Genomic DNA, 20,517 nt, shown 5'->3' on the forward strand with positions numbered 1-20,517 from the left:
AAATAATATAGTATGCTAACATTGCAAACCAATGTTTGGGAGGGAATATTTATGTCAATGGCATATGAAGAATATATGAGACAAATGGTCAAGCCGATGCGTGAGGAACTGACTCGCGCAGGGTTCAAAGAACTGCTTACTGCAGATGAAGTAGAAGATTTCATGGAGAATGCAGAAGGTACAACTTTGGTTGTCGTTAACTCTGTATGTGGCTGCGCGGCAGGCCTTGCCCGTCCATCGGCAACACAGGCAATTTTGAGAAGTGAGAAGAAACCGGATCATCTTGTGACTGTTTTTGCAGGGCAGGATAAGGAAGCGACTGCTAAAATGCGTGAATATTTCACGGACCTTGAGCCTTCTTCACCATCAATGGCATTGTTGAAGGGAAAAGAAGTTGTTCACTTCATTCCTCGTCATAATATTGAAGGCCAGCCAATGGAAGCGATCATGGAGAACTTAACTTCTGCGTTCGAGGCTAATTGTTAGAGTACTTAGCGGGGATTAACCCGCAGCATCATTTGGGAAATTAGATTTGCCAATCGGGAAAGGATGTCATTTGACGTCCTTTTTCTTTTTAGGGCCAGGAGGAGTTTGATATGATTGTGACGACAGCGGGCAGGACGGATGAACATATGATTGCCCGGGCAAAAGCGATTGCGGCCGAACTTGGAACGGAATTTATTCCGCGGAAAAAAAGATCAGTATCAAAGATCCAGGAACAGATTAAGAATGACTGCCTCGTAGTCGGCAAAGAGAGGCTGGAGCTTTTTCAGATCGGTGAAACCGAGCCATTCTTTTTTCATCCCAATTCAGCGATGTTTCGGATCAAAAGACTCATGAATGGGGAAAGGGATCCTCTTATAGATGCGGCACAATTGCACGAGGGTATGAGTTTCCTTGATTGTACGCTGGGTCTTGGTTCGGACAGCATTGTCGCCAGTTTCGCAGTTGGAGATAAAGGATCTGTTAGTGGAATAGAAGCAAGGCAAGAGCTTTCCTATTTAGTGAAGAAGGGACTGCAGACATGGGATTCGGGGAACGAACTGATCAACAGGGCGATGGGAAGGATACATGTAATTGAAGGATATTCACTGGATATTTTAAAGGAAATGGGCGAGAACAGCATTGATTGTGTTTATTTTGACCCAATGTTCGACGAGTCGATCCTTGAGTCGGATGGAATCCGGAGCTTAACAAATTTTGCTGTCTATGAAGGACTTTCCGATGAATTGATGGCTCACGCAAAGCGTGTGGCCAGAAAGAGGATCATTCTTAAAGATCATTTCAGGAGCACACGATTCAAAGAGTACGGTTTCAGGGTGAGCGTCAGGAAAACAGCGAAATTCCATTTTGGGATCATCGAAAAAGACCGGGAAGCTTGAGTTAAATAAGTGGTATTACTGAAGAGAAGATTTAAATTGAGGGACGGACAATAAATAGATTTTTACTGTCCGTCCACATAAATACCGTTCTTAATCAGCAACCGCTAAATAAACAAAGTAAGCCAGCATAAATAGACTGACAGCTACGAAGATCCACTCCATACATTTTGTCCTCCCTTTTGTAAATCGATAATATAACCTCTATTATTTCCTTATAACCATTTTTGAAAAATCTGAAACTCTTTGCCCAATTATTCGTATAAACAAGTTATAATGATATTAAGCGATTGTCCTGAAATTGTTGCTTAGGGACAGGCTGTATTAAACAAGAAGTTCGTAGTATTTCAAATTCAACAGATAATGAATCCCTTTTTATAAGGAAGTGATCCAAATGCCTGTATGGCTCCGTAAATCGTTAGTTGTCATGATATCGATTGTAACCTTTGGGATGGTGTCTCCAGCCCAGGTGAATGGATTCCTGACAACCACAGCTGAAAGAACCGATAAGTCGACTGCCGCTGAAACATCTTTCATGGATTCCTTTGATGACACTTTAGATGAAGATGCGGAACGTAATAAGTTCATTGACTGGGCGATGAGGGAAGCTGAAATGCAGTCCTTCGAGAAATTCGGCGCAAAAATTGGTCCTGTGATCGAGGATGAATTCAGGCAGACCATCTTGCCAAACATTGAAAAAGCAATCGAAATGGTAGCTGTCCAATATCCAGGTGAAAAACTCAATACACTGCGCATCACTGAAATGCCTGGCGGGGGCGAATCAGAGAAAATCTTCCACATAATCGGAGATACTGGCAAGGATATCATTCGCTTCCATGTGAGAAGGGACCAGCCGCCAAAGGATGGATACTGGTTCAATTTCCACTACCATACCTATCACGACGGATTCCAGAGCCATTATGAGCTGGGTAGGATCTTCTGGGACAAAAACACTCCTCCAAAATGGAGAAGTTGAGCCGGTTGCCAGCTCCCTGTGTGACAGAATGCTTTCCATTTTTTTTAGCTGAAATAGGACTTAATTTGAGCAAAACGAAATAAGTTTTAAGTAAAGGCCCAGCTGATGCTGGGTTTTTCTATATAAGCATCTAGAGCTGAAAAAATGGGAGGAACATCTAGAATGGCGGACATCATGCAAGGTTTTGTTGATACTTATGCCCAGTTTTTCAATTGGGATTTGTGGGTCGAGGTGTTAACGGACCCTGTCAGCTGGGGGCTGATCGGGACTCTCGTCATCCTTGAAGGACTTTTATCTGCTGATAACGCTTTGGTCTTGGCCGTAATGGTAAAGCATTTGCCTGAAAAACAGAGAAAAAGGGCGTTGTTCTATGGGTTGCTTGGCGCCTATGCGTTCAGGTTCATCGCCATCGGAATCGGTGTATACCTTATTGAATTCTGGTGGGTTAAAATCCTGGGAGCCGGTTATCTGGCCTGGCTTGCCATAAAATATTTTAGCGAAAAGAAAAAAGGGGATAATCAGGAAAATGGGGAATTTCCCGAAATCAATAAAAGCGGGCTTCTGATCAGGTTATTTGGGACTTTCTGGGGCACGGTAGCAGCAGTGGAATTGATGGATATTGCTTTTTCTGTTGACAGTGTCCTGGCAGCTTTGGGCATCAGCGAGGAAGTTTGGGTATTGCTTCTTGGCGGGATGCTTGGCGTTTTGATGATGAGGGGGGTCGCAGGGATATTCCTGAGGTTGATTGAAAGGATACCTGAACTTGAGACGACGGCTTATATCCTGATTTTAATCATATCTGCAAAAATGTTTGCCGGTGTTTTCGGGCTCCATATCGAGCACGCACATTTTTTCATCCTGCTGCTGATCACATTTATCGCAACCTTTGTCGTTCATTACAAGAACAGGAAAAAAGCTGCCGTAATCCAAAAGCAAAAAAAGGGACAATAAACCAATCGATCGAGGAACAGATGTATGTCTGTTCCTCTTTTGATGGACAGAAATCAGGAAACGAATAGCTAAAGTGTCCGTCAACAGTTCCGTTCTGGACCTAAATCACCTGATATGATCAGCATCCTTTCCCTTCGCTGCCTTCCTGATCAAAAGGAATAAGCAGGCAAGTGAGAAATAGATGATGATGAATGTGCCGGTCATCCTGGTTACCGTGAAGGTTACTGGAGAGGTAAGGAGGGTGAGGATGAAGGAATAGAATAAAAGGTCGATTAATACGAGCCAGCCTGAAGACATAACCTGCCATACCTGAGCTAAATCTTCTTCCAGCTCGCCAATAGACTGTCTCTTATATAAGAAGCGCATTTGCATCACCATCCAGATTGAAGTATTTATCTATATGCAGGGACGAACTGGAGAGTGAAAAGACTTCCTGTTTGATGAAACATTTTAAGAACCAGCACGTAAAGGTAGTAGAGGTGTGTAAATGAATTTTTCAGTATAATGTAATCAGGCAGCCTGGCAGCGATTTTGTTCATTGGGAAGTGATTCTATGTACCCATCAAATTATCAATTAGTAAAGCATCCATTACCTTTAACGGAAGAGAGCTGGTTGTCCTTCATAAAAGTTGCTGCAAATGAGCGGCCGCTTTATAAAAAAGAGGGCAATGTCCTGCAGTTCGGGCAGGTTGCAGCCAGTTTCGCCGGCATTCCGCAAGGTGAAGACGAATATTATAGCCAATTATCTGAATATGTGCATTCCCACGGACTGGTATTGCTAAGCGAGGATTCCCTGTTCAACAAATTGGAAACGGACCGTCTGCAAACAATCCAAACAGCAATTTCATCGACCCAATCAAGAAATCCATCAATAAATGACTTTGTCCTCATGCTTGAAGAGAAGAATTTCCTCCTGAAGCTCGAGCATCCTATCATGAACCTTCAAATAAAACTAGCTCTGATTGAAATGCTTAAGAAATGTAGTGAAAATGAAGACGGCGGCCTGGTGGGCGAGGGGTTTGTTCAAGTCTTTCTCGATGTCCTTGGCTGGACACTTACCTACCTTGATGAATATCTGTACAAAGCAGATCCCGAAAAGAACATGCCTGCTTTCCTCTGGTATGGCAATTACACAAAAAGCCATCAGTACCTGCTGTTCTTTTTGCTTGAAGTGGGCTGTGATGTCATTTCTTTCACCCCGGCAGGAGGCGACGCCCTTGGAATTGCTGCAGAAGCAGGGCATGCGACCTTTAGGCGCAACTATCCAAAGAAGCGGGATCCCGAAAGGTTTCCGGCTGAACAAATCAGGAATTCGGCTACAGTAGCATACCGGGCCTCGAAGGAAATCGAAAACATTCTGACGGATACTGGGGGATTATTGTACAAAAGCTGGCAGTTAAGAGACTATGTGCCTTCTGTTATAACCCTGAAGACAACATACGAAGAATTGTTCATGGTAGCAGAGGAAAAGGCAATGGTCAGGCCATATTTTGAAATGAAGGATAAATCGGTAAGCATTCCTGCATTGTTCGCAAAAATCAACGGAGTCAGCCATAATCGGCGAGAGTACTGGAAGCGGCTCCATCGACTGATCCTCCAGGAGAATGCCTTTCTGGTAAAAACGCTCCCATTTTCAACAGGAGCAAATAGTGATTTCCGCTTTCATTATCACAAGTCAATGGACAGAGAGGGATTCCTTGACCCGCAAAAGATGTCAGGCGCACATTACTGGAAATATCATCACATGCCTGAATGGCTCCAAACAGCTATCGCAACCGCAATCAGACGGATTTGTGCCAATCCCTGGCTGAAGGCTCAAAACAACGAGAAAGTCGATGATGTCCGGGTCTATTTGTTTACCCAGGGAATGCAGATACCGGAAAATATATTGAAAATGCTTCAGAAGTTTGATTATTCTCAGGAAGTGCCCAAGGTGATCATTTACAATAACGAGCTGAATGGTTCAATCACACGGCCAGATGCAGCCCTCCTGCTGTTATTGAACCAGTTAGGGGCAGACCTGGTTATTTACAACCCTGCCGGCCGCAGTGATATCGAAAAATTCATCGATAAGAGAATCTTTGTTTCACACTGGCTTGAGGATGTGGTATTCGATCAAGAACTAAGGGAACCTTCTGTCATGAAAAAAATCATTATGCAAGGACTATTCAAAACTCTAAGGAGTGATTAGTTGATGAATCCTATCAATGATCAAAAGGTCAGCTCATCGTCGCATCAATCAACGGGACAGCTGGACGATGGGAGGATAGCCAATTTGAAGATGGCGTTGAGGAGTGAACAGGAGGTCCAGCATCTGACTCGAAGCATTGATGAAAAAAACCTGATCCAGATTCTCGATTTCGGAATGGAACCTGCTATTGAAGTTTCTCATTACGCTGACCAGATACTTGGTTTCATTTTAAGGGAAAATGAAGTGGATTCTGCTAATATATTCAAACGGCTGGGGAGTATCATGGCTCGGTTTGACAAGAGGGACTTCGAAAAGACAGAAGGCGGGCTGTTCAGCAGGATATTCCAGAAGTCGGTGAAAAGGTTGGATGTGCTGATTAATAAGTATCAAACGATCGGCAAGGAGATAGATCAAATTTACGTAGAAATATCGAAATATACAAGTGAAATGGCAGAAATATCGAAGATGCTGGAGCTGGTGCATGAACAGTACTATCAATATTACTTGACTCTTGAGAAATATATAGTTGCTGGAGAAATAAAGCTCAATGAATGGAAAGCGAACGAACTGTTGATGATGGAACGGCCTTCTTATAATGAAAATCAAATGGAAAAAATGGAACTTGATATAATGAACCAAGCGATAAAAGCACTTGAACAAAGGGTGCATGAACTTGAAAGTGTTAAAATGGTTGTCTTACAGGCGGCACATCAGATTAAAATGCTGCAAAGCGGAAACGCCAGAATGGTCAAGAGAATTAACTCTGGATTCATAAGCGCCATTCCTATTTTTAAGGAGGGCCTGCACCAGTCCATCGCTGCAAAAAAACAGAAGCTGGTTGCGGACTCGTTGAAAGAGCTGGCCCGGAGGACTAATGGGTGGAATATTAGGAAGGCGCAGAACATCATAGGGCAAAATAGGGAGATTGAGCCCGTTTTGAATACACCAGGCCCTAAAATAGAGACGATAGAAGCATGTCACCATGTTATTTTGGAAGGTATACAGGAAACCATATCCATCGAGGAAGAAAATAAACGGTTAAAAGAAAAAAGCAAAGAGCGCCTGCTCAAGCTGCAAAAAATAATAACAACTTCAGATAAATCCAACCAGTGATGGACTCATCCATTTTTAAGTGGATGAGTCTTTCTGTTTTAACCTGTAGAGTGTTTGCAAACAGGACTTCTCCATCGAACTTCAATATCCTGCGGTCGCCCATAGTAAACTCAAAAAATACCTCAATTAGGACAATAATCATCTTTTCAACCAAAATAGCCAAAATCCAGCAGCTAAATTGCCTTTATCCTAACCTGTTTCCTGAATTTCTCAGCCAGCAGGCAAGCGATCATATGTTATAATTTTAATAGCTTACTATTGATGAAATCCCTCAATCTCCAGCTAACCACGTTTGTTCATAACTCAGAGAACCACTTCAGGAAAGGGGATAATACATGCGAAAAGTTTTTCAAATATTCGTTGTTATCATTCTTTCCTTCACACTTCTGGGAAGCTCAAATGCCAATATGGATGGCATTTTTCTTTATGAATACCCAAAACAATCCTTACTTTATGATTCTTTGGATCCTTCAGCAATAAAACTGGCAGGGAGTTTGGTCGTGCTTCCTGAAGGTGATTTCGACCAGTTGGAAGCAGCGAAGATTATTGGAAGGCTCACTCATTTACCTGAATCCATGATCAAGAAAGCAATCAATCAAAATATAAAAGTACGATTATTTGAAGGCAACCTCACTGATAATCCTACGGCCAGCCATTTAAAGGGTATCATTCCCCGTGGCTACACTTCGAAAAGGACATGGGACCAGGTTCCGGGAATTGGAGGATCAAGAGTCGTTCTTGTGAAGATTGGAAGCAGCGAGAAGGGAAAGGGGCACGGATCGGTCAATCTTGAATTGCACGAGCTGGCACATTCACTCGACCGCCATGTCTATGGCGGAATCAGAGAGGAAGAAAGGTTCCAGATGATTTGGAAACAGGAAAGCCGCCTGCTATTTCCAGGGAGGGCGTATTTCCTGGACTATCCAGAGGAATATTTTGCCGAATGCTTTGCGATGTACTATATTGGCGGCATGCCTGCCCATCTGTTGAAGGAAGCAGCTCCGCAAACCTATCATTACATTGAAGGCCTAAAGTAGTATTTTATAAGATTCCACTTAAAACAAGCAGGAAATCAGCCAGGGACATCAAAAATAAAAAAGAGGAATTTCTTTATTCCCAACTTTATAATTGCTAAAATAAATAGAAATAAATCGTACGTTTTGAAGGGCAGGGAGATTCATGAAACAATATCTAGAATTATGCAAACATGTATTGGACACAGGTGTAAAAAAAGAAGACCGTACCGGTACAGGGACCATCAGTACGTTCGGCTATCAAATGCGTTTTAACCTCCAGGATGGATTTCCGCTGCTGACGACCAAAAAGCTTCACCTGAAATCGATTATTCATGAACTGCTCTGGTTTTTGAATGGTGATACAAATGTAAAGTATTTACAGGAAAACGGAGTGCGGATCTGGAATGAATGGGCAGATGAAAACGGTGAACTGGGACCGGTGTATGGGCATCAATGGCGCTCATGGGACGGTGCTGATGGGGAAACTGTTGACCAGATTTCCGAGTTGATCCATACGATCAAAACCAATCCGGATTCCCGGAGGATGATTGTCAATGCATGGAATGTAGCGGAAATCAAGAATATGGCCCTGCCGCCATGCCATTGTATGTTCCAGTTTTATGTAGCGGATGGCAAGCTTTCCTGCCAGCTTTACCAAAGATCCGCGGATGTATTCCTTGGGGTGCCATTCAATATTGCTTCCTATGCGCTCCTGACCATGATGGTTGCCCATGTTTGCGACCTTGAGCCCGGGGATTTTGTGCATACCTTTGGAGATACCCATATTTACTCCAACCATTTTGACCAGGTTAAGCTTCAAATGACAAGGGACCCAAAACCATTGCCGCAAATGAAGCTGAACCCAGAAGTCAAATCGATCTTTGACTTTACCTATGATGACTTTGAATTGGTTAATTATGAAGCACATCCTCATATTAAAGGGGTTGTCAGTGTATGATATCGTTAATCTGGGCAATGGACGAGAACAGGGTGATCGGTTACCATAATCAGCTTCCCTGGAGGCTACCAGAAGATTTAAAGTTTTTCAAACGCGTAACGATGGGACATCCTATCATGATGGGAAGAAAAACATTTGAATCAATCGGAAAGCCGCTTCCTGGCAGAGAAAATATTGTCATAACCCGGGATGAAAACTACCATCCTGAAGGCTGTACAATCATGAACTCGATGGAAGAATTTTTGGGCTATTCAAATCAAAAAGAAGAAGAGATTTTCGTCATTGGCGGTGCGGAGATTTTCAAGGAAATATTGCCGGAAGCAGACAGGCTTTATCTGACAATGATCCATCATCAATTTGAAGGAGATACCTACTTTCCCGTTTTTGACATAGAAAAGTGGAACCTCCAGACAAGGGAAGTCGGCCCAAAAGATGAAAAGAATCCATACGATTATGAGTTCCTGATTTTTAAACGCAAATAGCACTTACGTTAAAGCAGTCCTTAAAAGGATTGCTTTTTTATTGTGAGAAACTGTCCGAAGTTAAAACTTAAAAGGAAAAGCCAATCGTTTTGTTTAAAGAAAATTCTCATTAAATTTGTTCAATCATATAGTCTTGCCAAAACAAATCCATTATAATGGCTACAGAATGTACTTAGGAGGAAACAATGCTTCGTTTAATTGCTTGTTTTTTGTATATGGGTGGCTATCTTGTCTGGAGCATGCCAAAACTGTCGAAGGTAAAAAAGTTGCCCGCAGATTTGGAGTTGGGGGAAAGGAAGCGGCGTATCTTTGAAACGCCGAAAAATTGGTCTAAAACGTTCCTGGCTTTGACTGGATCCCAGGTTGAGGTGCAGGGACTGAACAACATCCCAAAAGGTCCTGTGCTGTTTGCCAGCAACCATGAAGGCGATTTTGATATACCGGTCCTGATTGGAGCCATTGATAAACCTTTTGGCTTCATTTCCAAAATTGAAGTCAAGAAGGTCCCGATTTTGTCATCGTGGATGGAAGCGATCGATTGTATATTCATAGACAGGAAGAATCGTGAAAAAGCGGCAGATTCCATCTTTACAGGAGTGGATTTATTGACGAAGGGGAATTCACTTTTGATATTCCCGGAAGGAACGAGGAGCAAGGGCGGACCGGTCGGCCGTTTTAAAGCGGGAGGTTTCCGCCTTGCCAAAGATTCTGGTGTACCAATCGTTCCGATTTCCGTCACCGGTACGGCTGATGTTTTTGAAAAGAACGGGCGTCTTGTCAAACCTGCCAAAATAAAGGTCATCATCAGTGAGCCGATTTATAGTTGGCAATACAAGGATAAAGATTTGATTGCGATTGCTGATGACGTTAGAGACAAAATCTTACGGTCAAGGGATGAAAAAAGAATTGCTTCCTGAACTATATTCCATTTAAACGAAAAAGCCCCTGCTGATAGCAGGGGCTTTATATGTTCATCTCGAAATCTGGCTGGACGAAGAAATGGATTTTTTATTCAAATTGTGAAAGGCTATTCATCATCCTGCTGAATTCTGCTGGAATGCAGAAATCCTCAGGCTTGAAATTATCGCGGATCCATTTCACCATTTCCATCGGGCTATTGAAGAATTCTCCGCTAGTATCACTTTTGCGGATCATATATCGCCCATTGTCTTCATCAAGGGTAACTTCTACCGGCAAAGCCCCGTCATAACTGTTCAAATAAAATTCCATTTTTAAATTCCCTCCAGCGTATTTTCGTTATTATATGTTATTTTACTCTCATTTTATTCATTGTAAAGCCTAGAATTTCAAATATTTAAAAAATTCAATCGACAAAATATTTTTTTGTGATATAATGAACAAATTAATTATTTTGCAAAGTGAGGGTGACGAGATGAAACAGAAAACATTGAATGGAAAATGGGTAAGTGTAGAGGATATTCTTATTGCCTACAGGCATCTTAAAGAGATTGTTGCCCATACTCCGCTGCAATTGAACCAACGTTTATCAGAAAAATACGAAGCTGATATATATTTGAAACGTGAAGACCTTCAGCATGTACGTTCTTTCAAGCTAAGAGGGGCATACTATGCAGTCAAGTTATTATGGGAGAGTGGATTGGAAAATGGTGTTGTCTGTGCAAGTGCGGGCAATCATGCTCAGGGAGTGGCGTACGCCTGCAGACAACTGGGAGTGAACGGGAAAATTTTCATGCCTGCCACTACACCGGGGCAAAAAATCAGCCAGGTGGAAATGTTCGGCCGTGAATTTGTTGAGATTGTCCTGGTCGGGGACACCTTTGATGATTCTTACAGAGAAGCACGGAAATGCGCGGAGAAAGAAGGCAGGGAGTTCATCCATCCTTTCGATGATGAAAATGTCATTTCCGGACAGGGGACCGTTGCCGTTGAAATCCTCAATGACTGCCAGGATTCTGTAGATTATGTCCTCGCAAGTATTGGCGGCGGAGGCTTGATGGCTGGACTCAGTACATACATAAAAAGCGTCTCTCCCTCTACAAAGCTGATTGGTGTCGAGCCTAGCGGTGCTGCTTCCATGAGTGCAGCATTTGCCCACAATAGTGCAATTCCCCTGGAAAAAATCGATACGTTTGTCGATGGTGCTGCTGTCAAATGTGTGGGTAGCAAAACCTATGAAATTTGCAGGGGAAATGTTGACAGGCTCGTTGCTGTTCCTGAAGGGAAGGTCTGCACTTCGATTCTACAATTATATAATGAGCATGCGATTGTGACTGAGCCGGCAGGGGCTTTGCCGATTGCCGCCCTGGACATGCTGAAAGATGAGATCAAAGGTAAATCGGTTGTATGTGTGGTGAGCGGCGGAAATAACGACATCGGCAGGATGCAGGAGATCAAAGAAAGGTCATTGCTCCATGAAGGCCTCCTTCATTACTTCATTGTTAATTTTCCGCAGCGGTCAGGGGCTTTGCGGGAGTTCCTCGATGATGTACTTGGACCAGGGGATGATATTACGAGGTTTGAATATACGAAGAAAAATAATAAAGAAAGCGGGCCTGCGCTTGTCGGTATTGAATTGAAAAATAAACATGAATACAATAGGCTCATTGCCAGTATGGAGAAAAAGGGCTTTGCATTCATGGAGTTGAATAAGGAACATCAGTTGTTTAATTTACTGGTATAATATTAATAATAGATAATTAAGGACGGATGTTATAGAATAGGAAATGTCACAATTAGCTGGATCTTGGTCTCCACTTGTGAATTTCTTATGAACTTTCACAGCATTCCTCCACTTTAGGAATGAAAAGTACTATAATCATAGTAGATTTACATTATGAAAAAGGAGATGTTGATATGTTATCAAACATCGGAGTTCCTGGATTGATTTTAATCCTTGTCTTAGCCCTCATTATCTTTGGACCAAAGAAACTTCCTGAGATTGGACGTGCATTTGGCCAGACACTTCGTGAATTCAAGAAGTCAACTCGTGAATTGACAAGTGATGTAATGGAAGAATTCGAAGATGAAAAAAAGGAAATCACGAAAGTTACTAAATAGGGTGTAAGATGCTTTTGTCTTACCCCTTTTTCTTTCGCGGGCTGATGTTCGCAGCCCTGATAATGAAAATGGAAATGCAACAAAAGGAATTGGCAGGGGATTGGTATGGAAGATAAAGAATTAAATCTGGTGGATCACCTCGATGAGCTGAGGAACAGGCTGATTGTTTCGGCTGTCGCCTTCATTATTTTCTTTGGCTTAGGCTTCTACTTTGTCCAAGACATCTATAATTTCTTCGTCCGTGATCTGGACGTGAAGTTAATCGTCCTGGGGCCAAGCGATATTATCTGGATTTACTTCATGCTCGCTACGATCATCGCTATTGCTGGTACGATACCGGTACTGGCTGTACAAATATGGCTGTTCGTCAAACCGGCTCTCAGACCGATTGAACGGAAACTTTCCCTTTCGTACATCCCGGCGCTGTTCATCTTATTCATCGTTGGTCTTGCTTTTGGCTATTTCGTGATTTTTCCGACAGTCCTTAGTTTTCTCGTCGAACTGAGCGGGGACATGCTGGTCACAAATTTTACAGCGGAAAAGTACTTCAAGTTCATCATGAATATGACGATCCCATTCGGGGTGCTGTTCGAGCTGCCGGTTGTCGTGATGTTCCTGACCTCACTAGGAGTCATTAATCCTTACGTCTTGGTGAAAGTCAGAAAGTACGCCTACTTTATACTGGTTGTCATCTCAGTGGTTATTTCACCACCAGATTTCATGTCAGATGTACTGGTAATGATTCCGCTGCTGCTATTGTATGAAGTCAGCATCAACCTGTCCAAAGTGGTTTACAGACGGAAGCTCAAGAAGGAAAAAGAGTGGCAGGAGAAGTATGGAGATATGGATGATGAGGAATCCTCCTTTTAACATATGATCCAAAAAGCATCAAACGAATATCAGGCAAAATAACGCGTAGACATTCCACGCGTTTTTTTGTTGCGTTCATTAAGTCTGATTGCATCCATTGCAGATGGATTTCCAGGTTGGGACTGCATATGATTTTATGAATGGAAACGTATTAATTTTTTTTGTATTCAGCGCAAACAGACACATTTCGACCAGGATATAGGGTATAATATAAACAAACGGGTATAAAAGAGGATTGATATCTTGTTATTCAAAAGCCTGGAGTTCAAAAACGTTGTTGGACAGAAGGTTAAAGTCGTGGATATTCCTGTGTTGGAAGAAGAGAATTCTTATTATTTTATGATCCAAGTCCGTTTGCAAACTTTTATTACAGCAATCTACCAGGAAAGAAACGCAAGAAAGTTTTATTCATTCAAAGAGTATTTAAAGAGAGTGATGAAATGGCCGGATTATGAACAGCTGTTCAAGTCCGCCGAATTGAAGAATAATGCCTGAGATTTATCTTTTGAAGCGCCTCCTTGAAGGGCGCTTTTGTTCTTTTTTCAGTTCGTTCAGTCTGACTATAAAATGAATGAAGATCCAAAAGAGACCATGCAAATATTTTAAATTGTCATGATGAATAGGTATAATAGTTATAGTGTTTTTTGATAGGGATGTGAAATTATGGCTAAGATTAAAATTGTTACGGATTCTACTTGTGATTTGAATGAGGAGACCATAAAGAAATGGGAGATCATCGTCGTCCCATTATCGATTTCGATTGATGGGGAAAATTATTTGGACCGAGTGGATATTACTCCAAATGAATTCATGGAGAAGATGAAGACTTCTTCTGAGCTGCCAAAAAGTTCGCAGCCTCCTGCAGGGGAATTCCTGAAGCTGTACGATGAGCTTGCTGCGGATGGTTATGAAATCATCTCCATTCATATGACTGGCGGGATGAGTGGTACAGTGCGCTCTGCAGAAAGTGCTGCCCAGATGTCCAGTGCGAATGTTCATGTCGTGGATTCCCGGTTCATATCAAAAGGGCTGGCCTTCCAGGTACTTGAGGCAGCAAAAATGGCGGCAGACGGGAAGTCTGTGGACGAAATATTGTCCAGACTGAACACAATAAGGGCACAGACCCGCTTGTTTGTCGTCGTTGATACACTTGAAAACCTGGTCAAGGGTGGAAGGATCGGCAAAGGAAAAGCAATGATAGGCTCATTGTTGAATATAAAGCCGATTGCCTCACTCGAAGGTGGAGAATATACTCCAGTATCCAAAGCAAGAAGTCATTCCCAAGTCGTGAAATACCTAAAAAAACAGTTCACTGAAGATACACAAGGGAAAACGATAAAAGGCGTAGGATTGACTCATGCTGATGGGATGAGCCTCGCTGAAAAGGTCAAGGAAGCTGTCATCGCAAGCTCAGGCTTTGATGAATTTTCCATTGAAGAGACAACACCCATTGTCAGCACCCACACGGGCCCGGGCGCAATCGGGTTTATGTATTATTTTGAATAAATTACATAGTCTATGACATGGTCTGGGTTCCTGAATCCCAGGCCTTTTTGTGTTCCAACCTATTTCCGAACTATAGATTTTGAGGCTCAGTTCCAGCCTTCCGGAAAGCGAAGCGTCTGGAACAAAAATCAAGGCGTATTCTAAATTCGTCCAGTAAAATTGTTGAAGCATACAGGAAATCATGAAAGGATGTCGAATGTTTTTAACTATTCACTCTTGATGGAACGGAAAGTGACAATGAAAATATGAAATTCAATCTAAAAAACCTGTCATTATTCAATAAAGTATGGATGTTTTCATACATGATTACAACAATTGTTGTCGTCTCGATCATGGGGACAAGTTTCTACCTCCAGTCCAAGCAGCTGAAAGATCAAATGGCTGACAAAGTTGAGGATGTTGCAGGGATTTGGTCTTCAACGATTGACCCAGACGAAATTAAGAAAGCAGATTACCTAAGGAATGAGACAAACCCATCAAGCGAGCGGCTTGAGAAACTTCTGACAATGGTCGGGGAGAAAAGTGCGTCCTTCCTGGGGGCGTACATATTACTTCCTGAAGAATACCAGCACCAAAAAGTATACGTCCTTGCAGCATCAGACATTTACACGGATTATTCATTTGGATCCCGGATGTACTATGACGCAAGTGAGGAATTTCTACTCGGCTTTCGCGCCACCCGTGACAAGAAAAAAGTGACAAGTACCGATATTTTCTCAGATCAGTATGGATCATGGGTTTCATCCTTTGCACCCATTTTGGATAATGACGGGAATGTAGTCGCGGTACTTGGGATCGATGCCAAGGCGACAATCATCAGGCAAAATCAGATGGAGATTCTTTTCCTGTTAATCGTCCAGATGGCCGCCATTTTGGTTGCGGTGTATATCATTTTGAATTGGGGTCTCAAAAAGGTAATGAAGCCGATGGATGACTTATTTTATGGCATAAAGGAAATCAGTTCAGGGAATTTTTCCGTACACCTGCCAGTCCGCGACCAATCAGAATTGAGTATCTTGAGTGAGAAGTTTAACGAGATGGCGGCCCAGCTCTCTCAATTGTTCAAAAGTGTATCAGCTGCCTCAAGAGAACTGGGACAGTCTTCTATTAAAGAGAACGAATCTCTCTTGCTTGAGGAAGCGATTAATACAATAGAGGATATTTTTGAACGAACCAAGCTGCAGCAGGAGCTCCAGCGTGCTGAAAAGATGAACGCCATCGGCCAGCTTGCCGCATCTGTTGCCCATGAAATCAGGAATCCTATGACGGTAGTAAAAGGATTCCTGCAAATTTTCCTTGCAAAAAAAATGAGTGAAGAAGAGCAAACGTATTTAAAGCTGATGATCGATGAATTGAACAGGGCGGAGACAATCATCAATGATTACTTGAGCCTCGCGAAACCGGATGTAGGAAAGCTTGAGATCATTGAAGGAAAGGAACTGGCTGAACAGGTGATGGACCTGATGAGTTCCTATGCGATGATGTCCAAAAATATATCCCTTCACACGCAAATAAACGAACCTGTGAAAATCAAGGGGAACAAAAGCGAATTAAAGCAAGTGCTGATCAATATCCTGAAAAATGGGATCGAAGCCATGGACGATGGAGGAAGACTCTGTATGACTGTTGAAAAACAGGGAGAATACGGTGTTTTTATGATTGAAGATACAGGAATCGGGATGACAGCGGAGGAGCTTTCCAGGCTGGGAACGGCTTTTTATTCATTGAAGGAACGCGGAACTGGCATGGGGTTGATGGTGTGTTATCAGATTGTGGAAAGGATGAAAGGTCAGATAAAAGTGACCAGTTCTAAAGGTGAGGGAACAACCTTTGAGATTATGGTCCCGATATACACAGAAAGTCCTGAGTAATATTCAGGGCTTTTTATATTTTTGCCATTATTTTCAACCCTCTCAATATAATTTTACAAGGGGGTGCTCAGTCTTGGGGAAAAAGGTTTTGTTCTTTAGTGACTTTGGAATTGACGATAATATTGCTGTTTTATATGCGTTTTTTAACAAAGGAATTGATATGGTTGGCGTAGTGGCGGATTATGGGAATGTATCCAAGTTAGATGCTCTCCGGAATGCCGCCTATTTACAGGAGCTTACGGGAAGGCATGATGTGCCCGTCTTTGCTGGGGCAGAATTGCCTTTAACAGGAGACCCGCCAGAATATGTGCCAGATGTACATGGGAGTGAAGGGCTTGGTCCAATAATACCTGATATAGAAGTGGATTCTTCACTTGAAAATTTTCATGGCATCCAGGAAATTATCGAAAAGAATCCGGATGAAATCATCATTGTGAACGTCGGGAGGCTTTCATCACTGGCCGCTGCGTTTATCCTGTATCCTGGCACTATGAAGAAAGTGAAGGATTTTTACATCATGGGCGGTGCTTTCAATGAACCTGGGAATGTCTCACCAGTCGCAGAGGCAAATTTCTTTGGTGATCCCTATGCCGCAAACATTGTCCTGACACAAGCTAAAACACCAGTCAAGATTATACCACTTAATGTAACCAGCGGAGCGATTGTGACACCTGCGCTAATTGATGAACTTGATGCATATTACCAATCGATCGGTAGTAAAGTTGGAAGCCTTGTAAAGCCCATGTTCGATTACTATTACAAATTTTATAAGAAGCGGAATCCAGAACTTACAGGTGCACCTCTCCACGATGTCCTTACTTTATGGGCCTTATTGAATGAGGAAAATGTCGTTTACCGCGAAATTCCTGTCAAGATTGTCGTTAATCGGGGTGAGGCATTTGGGCAAAGCATTGGAGATTTCAGGAACACGATCAGCAAGTCGGATTTTCCTGTCCATCAAGTTGCTGTTAATTTTAACTATACTGCCTTCATCAAAGATTTTTACATCACCATGAAAAATTCCGTAAGCCACAATGAAACAACTTGAGCATTGTTCATTTCACACTTCCCTCATAGCTTTTTCTTTCTTCTCTCAAACTCGTCTGCTAGAATTGGTTATGGACATTATTAGAAAATGCAGGTGATGAACGTGAAGAAGGTATTTTTGCTGATCATGATGGCTGCTGTTGTCGTGTTCGCTGCTGCTTGTGGAAACGGCGGATTAAAGGATGCGAAAAATTATCCGATTGAGGATTTCACATTTACGAATCAGGATAATAAGCCGCTTAGTAAAAAGGATTTAAAAGGGAAGGTCTGGGTTGCTGATTTTGTTTTCACCAGCTGTGCGGATGTTTGCCCGCCTATGACTGCCAATATGGCCAAACTTCAGGATATGATCAAGAAAGAAGATCTTAAGAATGTTGAAATTGTATCATTCAGTGTTGATCCGACTGTCGACAAGCCTGAAGTACTTAACGAATATGGCCAGAAGTTCAATGTGGATTTCAGCAACTGGTCATTCCTGACTGGGTACAGCCAGGAGGAAATAGAAAAATTCGCATTTGAAAGCTTTAAAGCATTCGTCAAGAAACCCGAAGAAGGAGATCAGGTCATTCATGGGACAGACTTCTATCTAATCGACCAAGAGGGTGTTATGAGAAAGTATTATACCGGTCTTAAAGAAGTCCCATTTGAACAAATCATCGAAGATATTAAAACACTACAATAGGCCGCATATGTGGCCTGTTTTTTTGGGGTCTTGGTTAAACCTTGGCTGTTTGAACAAATTAAACTAAATGTATGAGCTTAATACATGCTTCAGCAAAAGAACACGCGGAGCTGTATTAAATGTTATAATAATTATACTTTTCATAGGTAGGTGATAAAAAAATGCTCAAAAAATTCACCTTACTTAATGTCCTATTAATTTTGCTATTAGGAGCCTGCAGTCCGTTTGAAAACCTGCAAAAAGGGAATTTCAATAACGTGAAGAAAACAGGGCTGGAAATAAGGGAAGCCTTGCCGGATTCGTTTTTTCCGAGGGAGTTGCATATTGTTGCTGCGGGGGACTCTTTGACACAGGGGGTTGGTGACAGTACGAATTCCGGTGGCTATATACCATATCTTGCAGACGATCTTGAAAGTGAAAAATCAGTCAGGAATGCGAATTTTGAGAATTTTGGAGTCCGGGGCAACAGAACGGACCAGCTGTTGAAGAGGCTGCAGGATAAAAACCTTCAATCCTCTATAAAGGAAGCAGACTTGATCATATTAACGATCGGCGGGAATGATTTAATGAAGGTTGTTAAAGAGAATTTTTCCAATCTGAGGCTAGATCCATTCCTTATCGGACAGAAGATGTTCGCTGAACAGCTGCAGGAAATATTCAAGTCAATCCGCAATGTAAATCAAGAAGCTCCTATTGTGTTAGTGGGACTTTATAATCCATTTTTCAATTGGTTTGCCGATGTTGAGGAAATGAATCAAATAGTGGACGAATGGAACAGAGAAAGCAACTCGATAGTAGAGCATGATGGGAATGCATATTTTGTGGACATTCATGATATTTTCCTGAACAATGAGGAGAACCTTCTTTACACAGATTATTTTCACCCGAATGATCGCGGGTACCAATTAATTGCCGATCGGATATATGGACTGCTTGATGAACAGGTACTTGATTCACTGAATGACTAGAATTGAACAGAGGAGTTACAAAGACTGATGGTGAAAAATAAATGGAAGATAGGCTTCTTTATCCTGTTAGGCCTTATAATAGCTTCGATTTTAATCTTTTGGATTCTGATCTCCTTGCCTGCTGAGGAATCGAAGATACAGCCTGACAGGAATAATACAGCAAGTGATGATGTAGCCTTTCATGTATCGACGAACAAACGGGACTTGAACAGGGTGATCAATCATTATTTAGAAGAGGAAGCAAAAAATAGCCAGTTTGAATATCAGGTATTATTGACGGATGAGGTTGAATTATATGGGACGCTGCCGATCTTCAGTCAAGAACTGGAATTGAAGCTGACCTTCGAACCGCAGGCTTTGGAAAATGGGGATTTAATTCTGAAACAAAGGTCAATTTCAGTTGGAAGATTGAATCTTCCTGTTTCAACGGTGCTAAAATTCGTCCGGGACAGTTACCACTTGCCGGAGGCTGTTGAGATCCAGCCTAAAGAAGAAAGAGTATACGTGTCGATGCAAAGGCTTAAGCTGAAAAGTGATATGAAGGTACGGGTCGATGAATTTAATTTGAAGAAGGACAATATTAAATTTACATTGCTGGTTCCGGCAGATTAAAAAGGCGCTCTTTATCGAGTGCTTTTTTTTATGAATTTTGCTGGGTTCTAATGCAAATAAGAATGGCCGGTCACCCGGCCAGGATCATCCCTGTAATAGAAGCACCTCAAGCGGTGGCTCACCTTTGGCAGTTCCAACAGCAATAATCGTATAAGCGTTATTTGGCTGAAGTTTGACATTCGGGATTGTCAATACAGTGTTTTTGGTCCCGGCAACTTTTGCCTCAAGTGTGACGGTCATTGGAGTAAGTGCAAGGTAAGTGGTGGCCTGTTTATAGGATACATTCGGAAAAATGACATCCCCGTTCATTCCCGCGATGTCTACTGCAGGGGTATCGGGAGAAAGATGGATGAACCTTGCTTTCGTTTCTCCGACAGGTGTTTGCGGGTGATCTTCAAATGTCAGCAACTGGAGCTTCCTTGAAGGTCCCACAATTGCCGAAGTGTAAATCCTTCCTGGTTCGATAGTTATTTTCTTGCTGATGACAGTCGAAACACTATCTCCAGCAGTATAGATGTCAACCTGATACTTTCCAGGCTCCAGCTGCATATGGCTGCTGTTGTTCTTATAATCAAAGTCTCGCAGTACACGGCTGCCATTTAAATAAATATCAACAGCCTTCAGCTCAGGAGAGGCGTGCAAGAAGCGCAGCATCGATGGCATGATGTTTGATGCAGTGACTGGTGCCGCATAGGTACGCATTAACTCCACAGCCTTGCTCAGGTTTCGCAAATGTTTATGATAGTACATGACATGCCTATCCGGATCAATGTATTTATAGTAATTCGCCAACAAATCATATTTGGCAGCTTTATGCAGGTAATCATTCTGATTTCTGGTGGACATACCCCTCACT

The 20,517-nt window shown here is 42.3% G+C and carries 23 protein-coding genes; 20 read left to right on the plus strand and 3 right to left on the minus strand.

All coding sequences use genetic code 11. The features are described from left to right. The first annotated feature begins 51 nt into the window (after positions 1–51). The 4 genes from ACNAZ4_RS19785 to ACNAZ4_RS19800 all read left to right on the plus strand — a co-directional run bounded on the left by ACNAZ4_RS19785 (position 52) and on the right by ACNAZ4_RS19800 (position 3,306). Positions 52–486, plus strand: a complete 435-nt coding sequence (locus ACNAZ4_RS19785; RefSeq protein WP_415817342.1) for a BrxA/BrxB family bacilliredoxin — start codon at positions 52–54, stop codon at positions 484–486. Between the two features lie 110 nt (positions 487–596). Further along, positions 597–1,382, plus strand: coding sequence for a class I SAM-dependent methyltransferase (locus ACNAZ4_RS19790; RefSeq protein WP_415817344.1), 786 nt, complete (start codon positions 597–599; stop codon positions 1,380–1,382). 391 nt (positions 1,383–1,773) lie between these two features. After that, positions 1,774–2,355 carry a YpjP family protein gene (locus tag ACNAZ4_RS19795; RefSeq protein ID WP_415817346.1) on the plus strand — a complete coding sequence of 194 codons (582 nt, stop codon included), beginning with the start codon at positions 1,774–1,776 and terminating at the stop codon, positions 2,353–2,355. A 162-nt stretch (positions 2,356–2,517) separates the two neighbouring features. Further along, positions 2,518–3,306 carry a TerC family protein gene (locus tag ACNAZ4_RS19800; protein ID WP_415817348.1) on the plus strand — a complete coding sequence of 263 codons (789 nt, stop codon included), beginning with the start codon at positions 2,518–2,520 and terminating at the stop codon, positions 3,304–3,306. A gap of 105 nt (positions 3,307–3,411) precedes the next feature. On the opposite strand, the gene ACNAZ4_RS19805 is transcribed toward ACNAZ4_RS19800, so the two are convergent. After that, positions 3,412–3,672 carry a hypothetical protein gene (locus tag ACNAZ4_RS19805; protein ID WP_415817350.1) on the minus strand — a complete coding sequence of 87 codons (261 nt, stop codon included), beginning with the start codon at positions 3,670–3,672 and terminating at the stop codon, positions 3,412–3,414. A 187-nt stretch (positions 3,673–3,859) separates the two neighbouring features. Here ACNAZ4_RS19805 and ACNAZ4_RS19810 point away from each other — a divergent pair, with 187 nt between their 5' ends. The 6 genes from ACNAZ4_RS19810 (at position 3,860) to ACNAZ4_RS19835 (ending at position 9,983) form a co-directional block, all read left to right on the plus strand. Then, the gene (locus tag ACNAZ4_RS19810; protein WP_415817352.1) at positions 3,860–5,497 is read left to right on the plus strand and encodes a YceG family protein; all 1,638 of its coding nucleotides are present in this window, start codon (positions 3,860–3,862) and stop codon (positions 5,495–5,497) included. A 3-nt stretch (positions 5,498–5,500) separates the two neighbouring features. Then, a complete protein-coding gene (locus ACNAZ4_RS19815) occupies positions 5,501–6,610 on the plus strand; it encodes a toxic anion resistance protein (RefSeq protein WP_415817354.1) in 1,110 nt (369 codons plus the stop codon). A gap of 335 nt (positions 6,611–6,945) precedes the next feature. Next, a complete protein-coding gene (locus ACNAZ4_RS19820; protein ID WP_415817358.1) occupies positions 6,946–7,647 on the plus strand; it encodes an anthrax toxin lethal factor-related metalloendopeptidase in 702 nt (233 codons plus the stop codon). A gap of 142 nt (positions 7,648–7,789) precedes the next feature. Further along, positions 7,790–8,584: a thymidylate synthase gene (locus tag ACNAZ4_RS19825; protein ID WP_415817360.1), complete on the plus strand. Its 795-nt coding sequence runs from the start codon at positions 7,790–7,792 to the stop codon at positions 8,582–8,584. Beyond that, the gene (locus ACNAZ4_RS19830; protein WP_415817362.1) at positions 8,581–9,066 is read left to right on the plus strand and encodes a dihydrofolate reductase; all 486 of its coding nucleotides are present in this window, start codon (positions 8,581–8,583) and stop codon (positions 9,064–9,066) included. Before ACNAZ4_RS19825 ends, ACNAZ4_RS19830 begins: the two co-directional genes overlap by 4 nt. A 185-nt stretch (positions 9,067–9,251) precedes the next feature. Further along, entirely contained in the window at positions 9,252–9,983 is a 732-nt protein-coding gene (locus ACNAZ4_RS19835) for a lysophospholipid acyltransferase family protein (protein WP_415817364.1), read from the plus strand. A gap of 91 nt (positions 9,984–10,074) precedes the next feature. Here ACNAZ4_RS19835 and ACNAZ4_RS19840 read toward each other — a convergent pair whose 3' ends face one another. After that, positions 10,075–10,296, minus strand: coding sequence for a hypothetical protein (locus ACNAZ4_RS19840; protein ID WP_415817366.1), 222 nt, complete (start codon positions 10,294–10,296; stop codon positions 10,075–10,077). Positions 10,297–10,459: 163 nt separating this feature from the next. Here ACNAZ4_RS19840 and ilvA point away from each other — a divergent pair, with 163 nt between their 5' ends. The 10 genes from ilvA to ACNAZ4_RS19890 all read left to right on the plus strand — a co-directional run bounded on the left by ilvA (position 10,460) and on the right by ACNAZ4_RS19890 (position 19,661). Beyond that, complete coding sequence (ilvA, locus tag ACNAZ4_RS19845) at positions 10,460–11,728, plus strand: threonine ammonia-lyase IlvA (RefSeq protein WP_415817368.1); 1,269 nt, start codon at positions 10,460–10,462, stop codon at positions 11,726–11,728. 173 nt (positions 11,729–11,901) lie between these two features. Continuing rightward, positions 11,902–12,105 carry a twin-arginine translocase TatA/TatE family subunit gene (locus tag ACNAZ4_RS19850; RefSeq protein ID WP_079509461.1) on the plus strand — a complete coding sequence of 68 codons (204 nt, stop codon included), beginning with the start codon at positions 11,902–11,904 and terminating at the stop codon, positions 12,103–12,105. Between the two features lie 105 nt (positions 12,106–12,210). After that, the gene (gene tatC, locus ACNAZ4_RS19855) at positions 12,211–12,975 is read left to right on the plus strand and encodes a twin-arginine translocase subunit TatC (RefSeq protein WP_415817370.1); all 765 of its coding nucleotides are present in this window, start codon (positions 12,211–12,213) and stop codon (positions 12,973–12,975) included. Positions 12,976–13,218: 243 nt separating this feature from the next. After that, positions 13,219–13,470, plus strand: coding sequence for a DUF2535 family protein (locus ACNAZ4_RS19860; RefSeq protein WP_415817372.1), 252 nt, complete (start codon positions 13,219–13,221; stop codon positions 13,468–13,470). Positions 13,471–13,638: 168 nt separating this feature from the next. Then, on the plus strand, positions 13,639–14,481 hold the full coding sequence (locus ACNAZ4_RS19865; protein WP_415817374.1) for a DegV family protein: 843 nt from the start codon (positions 13,639–13,641) through the stop codon (positions 14,479–14,481). 302 nt (positions 14,482–14,783) lie between these two features. Continuing rightward, the gene (locus ACNAZ4_RS19870) at positions 14,784–16,352 is read left to right on the plus strand and encodes an ATP-binding protein (RefSeq protein ID WP_415817376.1); all 1,569 of its coding nucleotides are present in this window, start codon (positions 14,784–14,786) and stop codon (positions 16,350–16,352) included. Between the two features lie 73 nt (positions 16,353–16,425). Then, on the plus strand, positions 16,426–17,400 hold the full coding sequence (locus ACNAZ4_RS19875; protein WP_415817378.1) for a nucleoside hydrolase: 975 nt from the start codon (positions 16,426–16,428) through the stop codon (positions 17,398–17,400). A gap of 96 nt (positions 17,401–17,496) precedes the next feature. Then, a complete protein-coding gene (locus ACNAZ4_RS19880) occupies positions 17,497–18,081 on the plus strand; it encodes an SCO family protein (protein WP_415817380.1) in 585 nt (194 codons plus the stop codon). A 161-nt stretch (positions 18,082–18,242) separates the two neighbouring features. Further along, entirely contained in the window at positions 18,243–19,049 is an 807-nt protein-coding gene (locus ACNAZ4_RS19885; protein ID WP_415817382.1) for an SGNH/GDSL hydrolase family protein, read from the plus strand. Positions 19,050–19,076: 27 nt separating this feature from the next. Next, positions 19,077–19,661, plus strand: coding sequence for a YpmS family protein (locus ACNAZ4_RS19890; protein WP_415817384.1), 585 nt, complete (start codon positions 19,077–19,079; stop codon positions 19,659–19,661). Between the two features lie 84 nt (positions 19,662–19,745). Here ACNAZ4_RS19890 and ACNAZ4_RS19895 read toward each other — a convergent pair whose 3' ends face one another. Then, positions 19,746–20,507, minus strand: a complete 762-nt coding sequence (locus tag ACNAZ4_RS19895) for a DUF4397 domain-containing protein (protein WP_415817386.1) — start codon at positions 20,505–20,507, stop codon at positions 19,746–19,748. Positions 20,508–20,517 lie beyond the last annotated feature (10 nt).

Origin of the sequence: Mesobacillus thioparans, assembly GCF_965138835.1 — a bacterium.
GTDB lineage: Bacteria > Bacillota > Bacilli > Bacillales > Cytobacillaceae > Mesobacillus > Mesobacillus thioparans.